This window comes from Mycobacterium sp., from assembly GCF_050701675.1.
Classification (GTDB): Bacteria; Actinomycetota; Actinomycetes; order Mycobacteriales; family Mycobacteriaceae; genus Mycobacterium.
This window is the reverse complement of sequence record NZ_JBOGDD010000958.1, coordinates 1-3,182: the sequence shown is the minus strand read 5'-3', so window position 1 is coordinate 3,182 and position 3,182 is coordinate 1. Positions and strand designations below refer to the sequence as shown.

3 protein-coding genes and 1 pseudogene are annotated in these 3,182 nt (G+C 65.7%); 1 reads left to right on the top strand and 3 read right to left on the bottom strand.

Annotated features, from left to right (window positions below; all coding sequences use genetic code 11):
• The 3 genes and pseudogenes from ACRDUX_RS29095 to ACRDUX_RS29085 all read right to left on the bottom strand — a co-directional run.
• Positions 1-133, bottom strand: a pseudogene (locus ACRDUX_RS29095) (SDR family oxidoreductase); the annotation flags it as partial.
• Positions 134-1,336: a cytochrome P450 gene (locus ACRDUX_RS29090; RefSeq protein ID WP_526419013.1), complete on the bottom strand. Its 1,203-nt coding sequence runs from the start codon at positions 1,334-1,336 to the stop codon at positions 134-136.
• Positions 1,333-1,944 carry a TetR family transcriptional regulator gene (locus ACRDUX_RS29085; RefSeq protein ID WP_526419012.1) on the bottom strand — a complete coding sequence of 204 codons (612 nt, stop codon included), beginning with the start codon at positions 1,942-1,944 and terminating at the stop codon, positions 1,333-1,335. The genes ACRDUX_RS29090 and ACRDUX_RS29085 overlap by 4 nt, the downstream gene beginning before the upstream one ends.
• A gap of 185 nt (positions 1,945-2,129) precedes the next feature.
• Here ACRDUX_RS29085 and ACRDUX_RS29080 point away from each other — a divergent pair.
• A partial coding sequence (locus ACRDUX_RS29080; protein ID WP_526419010.1) for an aldehyde dehydrogenase family protein occupies positions 2,130-3,182 on the top strand: 1,053 nt, incomplete at its 3' end.

Below are 3,182 nucleotides of genomic sequence, written 5' to 3'. Positions count from 1 at the left end.
CGACTCGGCGGGCACCCAACGCGACGGGAAAGCCACGCGCGGCGAGTTCGATCGCGGTGGCCTCACCGATGCCGGCTGAGGCGCCGGCCACGATGGCGGGTCGGCGGTCGGGGAGTGGTGCGAAACGTGGCATCTATCGGGCCTTCACGGTGATGGGCAGATGGGCGAAACCGCGCACGTTGCTCGAGTGGACGCGGACGGAACCGGCCTCGTCCACCTCGTAGCCACGAACGCGCTTGAAGAACTCGGTGAGTGCGACCTGGGCTTCCATGCGTGCCAGGTGGGCCCCGAGGCAGAAGTGCGCCCCGCTGCCGAAACTCACCAGTTTGGAACCGATGTCGCGGCTGATGCGATAGGTGTCGGGCTCGGAGAAGACGCGGTCGTCACGGTTGGCCGAGCCGGGCAGCAGCAGCAGTACATCGCCGGCGGGAATCGTGGTGTCGTACAACGTCATGTCCGCGGAGACGGCGCGGGCCAGGATCTGGCTCGACGTGTCGTACCGCAGGGTTTCCTCCACCCACGGTTTGACCAGTGCGTGATCGTCGAAGACGGGGGCGAGCTCGTCGGGGTTCTTGAACCCCCAATAAGCGGCGTTGGCAAGCAGTTTCGTGGTGGTCTCGTTACCCGCTACCACCATCAGGAACAGGAACGCCATGATCTCTTCGTCGGTGAGCCGGTCACCGTCGATCTCGGCCTCCACGAGCGCCGAGGTCAGATCGTCCGAGAGCCTCTTGCGTCGCTGCGCCACCATGTCGGCGTAGTAGACCAGCAACTCGGCCGAGGCTTGCATCGCTTCGGCGGGCACGTCGGACACGCCGTCCTCGCGATGCATCACACCGTCGGCGAGAGCGCGGATCCTGACCCTGTCCTCGTCGGGCACGCCCATGAGCTCGGAGATGACGTCCATCGGCAGCTTGCCCGCGAAGTCGTCCACGAAGTCGAACGTCTCCGACTGCAGCGCCGCGTCGAGGTGCTGCACCGCGATCTCGGTGACCCGCCCCTCCAGCTCGCGAATCCGCCTAGGAGTGAAGCCCTTCGAGACCAGGGTGCGCAGTCGGAGATGGCCAGGATCGTCGAGCGCGAGGAACGACATGACCTTGTGCGCGTGTTCGTTTCGCGAGATCGGGTCCAGCGATACGCCGTGCTTGTTGGACAGCGACGTGCTGTTGCGGAAGCCCTGCACGACGTCCGTGTGGCGGGACACCGCCCAGAACTTCAGGTCCTCGTTGTGGTAGAGCGGCGCCTCGTCACGCAATCGGCGGTAGTACGGATACGGATCTTCGTGGAAGTCGTAGTCATAGGGGTCGAGCAAGACGGCGGACGTGTCGACTGTCATGCGTGTTCTCCCAGGATGAGGCCGACCGCGTAGGTCAGCCGATCGGCAATCTGGTGGTAGCTGAAGTAGCCGCTGCCCGCCTGGACAAGGGCGCCGAAGAACGTCATCTCCAGTACCGACAAGACGCGCTGGTCGGGATCGGGGCCGTACGCCGAGGTGATGCGGCGGTGGATCTCGGCGCCGATGCGTTCACGCACGCGGCCGACGGCGTCGTCGTTACCGCCGCCCAGCAGCGCGGTGGTGCAGGCGGCGGCGAGCTCGGGTTCATCGGCGACTGCGAGCGCCATCGAGTGCAGCGTGCGGTCCATGCGCGTCAACCTGCTCTCGTTGACGTCGGTGAAGTACGGCGTCTGGCGGATCAGGTCGAGGTAGACCTCCGTGATCAGGTGGTTCTTGGACGAGAAATAGGTGTAGGCGGTGGCAGGTGCGACCTTGGCCCTTGCGGCGACGGCCCGCACCGTGAGGTCGGCGTACGACGATTCGCGCAGCATCTCCACACCCGCCGCGAGTACCTTGCGAAAGGTCTCCTCCTGGCGGCGGTTGCGCGGGGTATCGCCTGGGTCGGCGTCGATCACCTCTGTGGTCGCGACCACTGCATCACTGGACACATGTCCAAGTTATCTGACGGCGTCGCACTTAGGCAACCCGGTCGGTTGAAGTTCCTGTACAGCGGCTCTTTCTCGGAGTTTCATCGCAGCCAAGGAATGTGCAACCTTGCCACCGGCAGGTCGCTGCGGTTATGGTTCGAACCAACACAGCCGGACAGTTGTCCAGGAGATGAACGGGAGTTCGAATGGCGCTACTGGGCTCTTCCGAGAGTCGACTGCTCATCGACGGCAAGCTGGTGGCCGGAAGCGGGGGAACCTTCCCGACGCTCAATCCAGCTACCGAGGAGGTGCTCGGCGTCTCGGCCGATGCCAGCGCCGATGACATGGAGGCGGCGATCGGGGCTGCGCGTCGGGCGTTCGACGAGACGGATTGGGCCACGAACGTCGAGCAACGGGTGCGTTGCATTCGCCAGTTACAGCAGGCGATGCGCGATCACGTCGAGGAACTGCGGGACCTGACGATCGCCGAGGTCGGCGCGCCGCGCATGCTCACTTCGGCTGCGCAACTGGAGGGCCCGGTCGAGGATCTGAGCTTCTGCGCGGACACGGCCGAGTCCTATCAGTGGACCACCGACTTGGGCATTGCGTCGCCGATGGGCATGAAGACTCACCGCACGGTCGCCAGGGAGGCGATCGGCGTGGTCGGAGCCATCACACCGTGGAACTTCCCGCACCAGATCAACCTGGCCAAGATCGGGCCTGCGCTGGCCGCGGGAAACACCTTGGTGCTCAAGCCCGCTCCCGACACACCATGGGCTGCCGCCGTTCTCGGCGAACTGATCGCGGAGTACACCGACTTCCCCGCGGGCGTCATCAACATCGTCACCTCCAGCGACCATGGCGTCGGGGCGCTGCTGTCGAGGGATCCGCGTGTCGACATGGTGTCGTTCACCGGTTCCACGAACACCGGGCGGGCCGTGATGTCCGACGGCGCGGCCACGCTCAAGAAGGTGTTCCTCGAGCTCGGCGGAAAGTCGGCGTTCCTGGTGCTCGACGACACGGATCTCGCTGGGGCGTGTTCGATGTCGGCCTTCACGGCCGCCATGCATGCCGGGCAGGGCTGCGCGATCACCACCCGCCTGGTGGTGCCCCGCGCCCGCTACGACGAGGCGGTCGAAGCCGCCGCGGCCACGATGGCCGGGCTCAAGCCTGGCGATCCGAACGCGCCGGGCACCATCTGCGGGCCGGTGATCTCCGAGCTCCAACGCGATCGCATTCAGGGCTACCTGGACTCGGCG

Coding starts and splice junctions, on each gene's coding strand:
- ACRDUX_RS29090 (WP_526419013.1), bottom strand. CDS start 1,336: ATGACAGTCGACACGTCCGCCGTCTTGCTCGACCCCTATGACTACGAC.